The following is a 6,309-nucleotide window of genomic DNA, read 5'->3' on the forward strand; positions in this document are numbered from 1 at the left end:
GAGGAGGCGGAAATTTGCCGAATATGCTCCTACGAATAACGGCATGTTATAAATTTTACTTGACAGAATTGGAACGTTCCAAATATCTAAGGCGATCGGTCGATCGTTGGCGCCGGGAGGAAGATGTGACAAAGGCGCGGGTAACCGTCATTGACATTGCGAAGGCCGCAGGCGTCTCGAAATCGACGGTTTCGCTGGTGCTTCAGGGCTCCTCCCTGGTCAATGAGGGGACGCGTGCCAAGGTCAATGCGGTGATGCGCGAGCTGGGCTACGTCTACAATCGCGGCGCAGCCAATCTTCGGCAGGCCAGTGCCAAATCGAGGATCATCGGGGTCGTCGTGAACGACCTGACGAACAGCTTCTTTGCGGAACTGGCGGTCGGCGTCGATATGGTCGTTCAATCGGCCGGGTTCGTGCAGTTCCTGTCGAACACCAGTGAGAGCATTGACAGGCAGCGCGAGGTTGTCGCATCGATGCGGGAACATGGCATTTCAGGGCTCATCGTGTCGCCGGCGCGCGCCACCGATGCCGCAGACTTCAAGCCGCTTGTCGCCGCGGGGATCCCTGTGGTGGTCGTCGTGCGAAACCTGCCTGGCGCCAAAGTTTCGTCCGTCGTCTCCGACAACCAGGCGGGCATGATGTCCGCGGTCAAGCACCTGGCGGATCTCGGTCACAAGCGCATCGCTTTTCTCGGTGGTTTTCCCGACACCGCTGTCTTCGACGACCGCCTTGCCGGTTACCGAAGCGGCATGGAGGCAGGCGGGCTCGACTATCACCAAGAACTTGTCATCTCGTCGGCGCCTTCGCGAGCCGGCGGGGGAGAGGCGATCGGAAAAGCACTCGTTCTTGCCGACAAAGCCACGGCAGCCGTCTGCTTCAACGATGCCGTAGCCTTCGGTGTTTGCGACGGATTGCGTGCGCGCCGTCTGGAGCCCGGCTCCGACTTCGCGGTCGTGGGTTTCGACGACGTCATCGAGGCTCAGGCGGCGGTTCCTGCGCTTACGACGGTCTCGGTCGATCCGCAGGGCATTGGACGCCGCGGCGCGCAGCTGCTTCTCAAGCAGATCAATGCGGGCAAGGCCGAGGCGGAGACGGTGACAACAGCCGTTCGGCTGGTTGTCCGCGAGAGCTGCGGAGCCCGCAAGAGCGTAAAAATCGAAACAGGACTCTGAGTAACGCCGATGAAGAAGCATCTCACCCCGACCGAAGCAGCCGCGCTGATCCCGGATGGCGCTGTTGTAACGGTGTCTTCCTCGAGCGGTCTCGGTTGCCCGGACCTCATGCTGAAGGCGATTGGCGAGCGTTTCGATGCGACCGGCCATCCTCGTGATCTCACGACCCTCCATCCGATCGCTGCCGGCGACATGAGCGGCATCAAGGGCGTCGACCATATCGCCAAGAAGGGCCTGCTCAAGCGCATCATCGGTGGTTCCTATCCGTCCGGTCCGTCATCGTCAGAGCCGCCGCTGATCTGGCAAATGATCACCAATAACGAAATCCCGGCCTACAACATTCCCTCGGGTATCCTCTTCGACATTCATCGTGAAGCCGCAGCGAAGCGGCCGGGCGTCCTGACCAAGATCGGTATCGATACGTTCGTCGATCCCAAGCGGCAGGGTTGCGCGATGAACGGCCTGGCGTCGGAACATCCGGTGGTCAAGCGCGTGAGCTTCGAGGGCGACGACTGGCTGTTCTTTCCCTCGATCGCCCCTGAGGTCGCCATCATCCGCGCCACCACCGCCGATGAGCGCGGCAACCTGACATACGAACATGAAGGCGCCTATCTCGGCGGCCTCGATCAGGCGCTGGCCGCGCGCAACAACGGCGGCATCGTCATCGCGCAGGTCAAGCGGATCACCAAGGAAGGCTCGCTGAAGCCCCATGACGTTCGGGTGCCTGGAATGCTGGTCGATTATGTGATCGTCGATCCGGAACAGAAGCAGACGACGCAGACGCAATATGATCCGGCGATTTCCGGGGAGATCTTCCGCCCGCTCGATAGTTTCAGCGTTCCGGAGTTCAATGTTCAGAAAGTCATCGCGCGTCGTGTTGCGCAGGAACTGCAAGCGGGAAGCTGCGTCAATCTCGGCTTCGGCATATCGGCCAACGTGCCGCGAATTCTGCTGGAGGAGGGGCTTCACGGCGCGGTCACCTGGGTGATCGAGCAAGGCGCGGTCGGTGGCGTGCCGCTGCTCGACTTCGCCTTTGGCTGTGCCTCCAACGCCGACGCCTACATGCCGTCTCCCTATCAGTTCACCTATTTCCAGGGCGCAGGCTTCGATGCCTCGCTGCTGTCCTTCCTCGAGATCGGCAAAGACGGTTCGGTCAATGTCTCCAAGCTCTCCTTCCGGCCGCATGTGACGGCTGGCGCCGGAGGCTTCGTCGACATCACGGCGCGCGCGAAGAAGATCGTCTTCTCCGGTATGTTCAATGCCGGAGCGAAGCTCTCGATCGCCGATGGCGCCCTTCTGATCGAGAAGGAAGGTAAGCTGAAAAAGCTCGTGAACGAGGTCGAACACGTCACCTTCAGCGGCAGGCGCGCGATCGAGCAGGGGCAGGACATCACCTATGTCACCGAGCGGTGCGTGATGAAGCTGACGCCCGACGGCGTCGTCCTCACCGAGATTGCGCCCGGCGTCGATCTCCAATCCCACATCCTCGATCAGTCGGAGTTTCCGCTGATCGTGGCGCCCGACCTGAAAGTCATGGACGCGGCACTCTTCGCGGAGGCAAACATCGGCCTGTCGCTTCCAGAAAAAAAGGCACGGACGCTGGAGGGCAGCTTCCATGGCTAGCGGAACAGTCAGAATTGACGTCGATGGACATGTTGCGACGCTGACGATTTCTCGTCCGGAGAAGCTGAACGCGCTCGATCTCGACATGCTGAAAGCGCTGGCAGACGCGGCCGACGAAGTGGAGGCGACCGCCAATGTGCGCGCTGCCATTCTCACGGGCGAAGGAAAGGGCTTTTCCGCTGGCGGCGATATCAAGGCCTGGGGCGGAATGTCGCCTCAGGAGTTCGGTCATCTCTGGGTTCGGCATGGCCACCGTATCTTCGAGAGACTGGCGACGCTCCGGATGCCGCTGATCGCGGCTCTGAATGGCCATGCCCTCGGGGGAGGGCTTGAACTTGCAGGGGTCGCCGACATTCGCCTTGCCGAGGAACAGATCAAGATCGGTCTCCCGGAAACCGGCCTTGGCATGGTGCCGGGTTGGTCCGGGACCCAGCGTCTTGTGCGCCGGTTCGGGGCGCAGGCCGTCCGGCGCATGGCCTTGGGCGGCGAGATATTCACCGCCGAGGAGGCCCGCTTGCTCGGGATCGTAGACGCGGTTGTCCCCACTGGAAACGCGCTCACTGCTGCCAGGGAATATGCTGGGCGGATTGCCGCAAGGGGGCCGGCTGCGACGGAGATCGCGAAGTTGATGATCGCATCTGCAAACGGCGAAGACAATGGAACCGCGGTCGAAGCCCTGGGCTCGATCCTCGCTGCGAAGACCGGCGATCTGAAGGAGGGCGTCGCATCTTTCAGCGAGAAGCGCCCGGCAACGTTCAAGGGAGAATGGTAATGACGGTTCTCGTCAACCCCACCGCGCTCAGCGACCACAAAGCGCGTGATTTCAAGATGCTCATCGACGGCAAATGGGAGGCAGGGAGCTCCGATCCGATCGAGCGAGTCGCGCCAAGCCATGGTGTCGTGGTCAGCCGGTTTCCGACCGGCAGCAAGAGGGACGCCGAGCGTGCGATTTCCGCGGCACGCAAGGCTTTCGATCTTGGGCCGTGGCCCCGAATGACCGCTGCCGAACGTTCCGCGATCCTGCTCAAGGCGGCCGATCTGATCGCAGCGCGCGCAGAGGAGCTGGCATTTCTCGATGCTATCGAGGCAGGAAAGCCGATCACACAGGTGCGGGGAGAAATTGCAGGCTCCGTTGACATATGGCGCTATGCGGCGGCTCTTGGCCGCGACCTTCACGGTGAAAGCTACAACACGCTCGGCGACGGCACGCTCGGCGTCGTCTTGCGCGAAGCGATCGGCGTAGTGTCGATCATCACGCCTTGGAACTTTCCGTTCCTGATCGTCGGCCAGAAGCTGCCATTCGCCTTGGCCGCTGGTTGCACGACCGTCGTCAAGCCCTCCGAACTTACCTCAGGATCGACGCTGGTGCTGGGAGAGATCCTGCAGGAGGCAGGCATTCCGGATGGCGTCGTCAACATTGTCACCGGTACGGGACCCGAGGTCGGCGCGGTCATGACGTCGCATCCCGGCGTCGACATGGTGTCCTTCACCGGCTCGACCGGCGTCGGAAAGCTGACCATGTCGAATGCCGCACAGACGCTGAAAAAGGTCTCACTGGAACTGGGTGGGAAGAACCCGCAGATCGTGTTCCCGGATGCCGATCTCGATGCCTTCATCGATGCCGCGGTCTTCGGCGCATACTTCAACGCCGGCGAGTGCTGCAACGCCGGCTCGCGGTTGATCCTTCACAAGTCAATCGCTTCCGATGTCGTCAAGCGGATCGCCGAGCTGTCGAAGGCGGTGAAGGTCGGCGACCCGCTCGATCCCTCGACGCAGGTCGGCGCCATCATCACGCCTGAGCATCTGGAGAAAATATCGGGATACGTCACCGGCGCGAGGAGCAGCGGTGCCCGCGTCTCACATGGCGGCGAGACGCTCGATCTCGGCATGGGGCAGTTCATGTCGCCGACGATCCTCGAAGAGGTCACCCCTGATATGGCCGTGGCGCGCGAGGAAGTCTTTGGCCCGGTGCTTTCGGTGCTGACATTCGAGACGTCAGCCGAAGCGATCAGGATTGCGAATTCCATCGACTACGGCCTGTCAGCCGGTGTCTGGAGCCGCGATTTCGACACGTGTCTGACGATCGGCCGGTCGGTGCGGGCGGGGACGGTCTGGATGAACACCTTTATGGATGGTGCTTCGGAACTTCCCTTCGGCGGTTACAAGCAAAGCGGCCTCGGCCGTGAGCTCGGCTGCCATGCGGTTGAAGATTACACGGAGACCAAGACGCTTAACATGCATATCGGCAAACGCACCAGCTGGTGGATGCCGCAGACGGAAAAGCCGGCTTAGCCGGCGGCCGAACTACGCCCGAGGAGGGCGGGTGATTGGTGCGGGAATAGGTCCCGCATCTTCCAAGATGGAACTGGGAGGTTCTTCGATGAATAGGTTTCTGACTACGACTGCAGTGATCGCATTGGCTCTGGCCGGCGCCAGCGTGTCCGCCCACGCCGCCGACGTGAAGGAAGTGCAGATGCTGCACTGGTGGACGTCTGGCGGGGAGGCGGCGGCACTGAACGTCTTGAAGGAGGATCTTTCGAAGGAAGGGTTTGCCTGGAAGGACGTGCCGGTTGCCGGCGGTGGCGGCGATGCGGCGATGACGGCGCTGAAGGCGATGGTTGCGGCCGGCACCTATCCGACAGCCTCGCAGATGCTGGGTTATACCGTGCTCGATTATGCCGAGGCCGGGGTCATGGGCGACCTGACGGAGACGGCGAAGAAGGAAGGCTGGGACAAGTCGGTGCCGGCGGCCCTGCAGAAGTTCTCGGTCTATGACGGCAAGTGGGTTGCAGCCCCCGTCAACGTCCACTCGGTCAACTGGCTGTGGATCAACAAGGCTGTGATGGACAAGATCGGCGGTACCCAGCCGAAGACCTTCGACGACCTGATCGCCCTGCTCGACAAGGCGAAAGCTGCCGGCGTCATCCCGCTGGCGCTTGGCGGCCAGAACTGGCAGGAAGCGACGATGTTCGATTCCATCGTGCTGTCGACCGGCGGTCCGGAGTTCTACAAGAAGGCCTTCAACGACCTCGACGAGGAATCGCTGAAGTCCGACACGATGAAGAAGTCGTTCGATAACCTCGCCACGATCATCAAATATGTCGACCCGAACTTCTCGGGCCGCGACTGGAACCTGGCAACCGCCATGGTCATCAAGGGTGACGCGCTGGTGCAGGTGATGGGCGACTGGGCCAAGGGCGAATTCGTCGCCGCCAAGAAGACGCCGGACACCGACTTCCTGTGCTACCGCTTCCCCGGCACCGACGGCAGCGTGGTCTACAACTCCGACATGTTCGGCATGTTCAACGTTCCAGACGACCGCAAGGCGGCCCAGGCAGCACTGGCGACGGCAACGCTGTCGAAGAGCTTCCAGTCGGCCTTCAACGTCGTCAAGGGTTCGGTGCCGGCCCGTACCGACGTTCCCGATACCGACTTCGACGCCTGCGGCAAGAAGGGCATCGCCGACCTGAAGGCAGCGAATGAAGGCGGCACGCTGTTCGGCTCGCTGGCGCAA

5 protein-coding genes are annotated in these 6,309 nt (G+C 61.8%); all 5 read left to right on the plus strand.

The annotated features are described in order from the left end of the window. The first annotated feature begins 125 nt into the window (after positions 1–125). Positions 126–1,172, plus strand: coding sequence for a LacI family DNA-binding transcriptional regulator (locus V8P77_RS24245; RefSeq protein WP_131664185.1), 1,047 nt, complete (start codon positions 126–128; stop codon positions 1,170–1,172). A gap of 9 nt (positions 1,173–1,181) precedes the next feature. Continuing rightward, a complete protein-coding gene (locus V8P77_RS24250; protein WP_131664184.1) occupies positions 1,182–2,795 on the plus strand; it encodes an acyl CoA:acetate/3-ketoacid CoA transferase in 1,614 nt (537 codons plus the stop codon). Then, a complete protein-coding gene (locus V8P77_RS24255; protein ID WP_131664183.1) occupies positions 2,788–3,567 on the plus strand; it encodes an enoyl-CoA hydratase/isomerase family protein in 780 nt (259 codons plus the stop codon). The genes V8P77_RS24250 and V8P77_RS24255 overlap by 8 nt, the downstream gene beginning before the upstream one ends. Beyond that, the gene (locus tag V8P77_RS24260) at positions 3,567–5,087 is read left to right on the plus strand and encodes an aldehyde dehydrogenase family protein (RefSeq protein ID WP_132614936.1); all 1,521 of its coding nucleotides are present in this window, start codon (positions 3,567–3,569) and stop codon (positions 5,085–5,087) included. The genes V8P77_RS24255 and V8P77_RS24260 overlap by 1 nt, the downstream gene beginning before the upstream one ends. A gap of 88 nt (positions 5,088–5,175) precedes the next feature. Beyond that, positions 5,176–6,309, plus strand: a 1,134-nt coding sequence (locus tag V8P77_RS24265; RefSeq protein WP_335914546.1) for an ABC transporter substrate-binding protein, incomplete at its 3' end; no start/stop codon positions are given.

Origin of the sequence: Rhizobium aouanii (genome assembly GCF_037002925.1) — a bacterium.
GTDB lineage: Bacteria > Pseudomonadota > Alphaproteobacteria > Rhizobiales > Rhizobiaceae > Rhizobium > Rhizobium aouanii.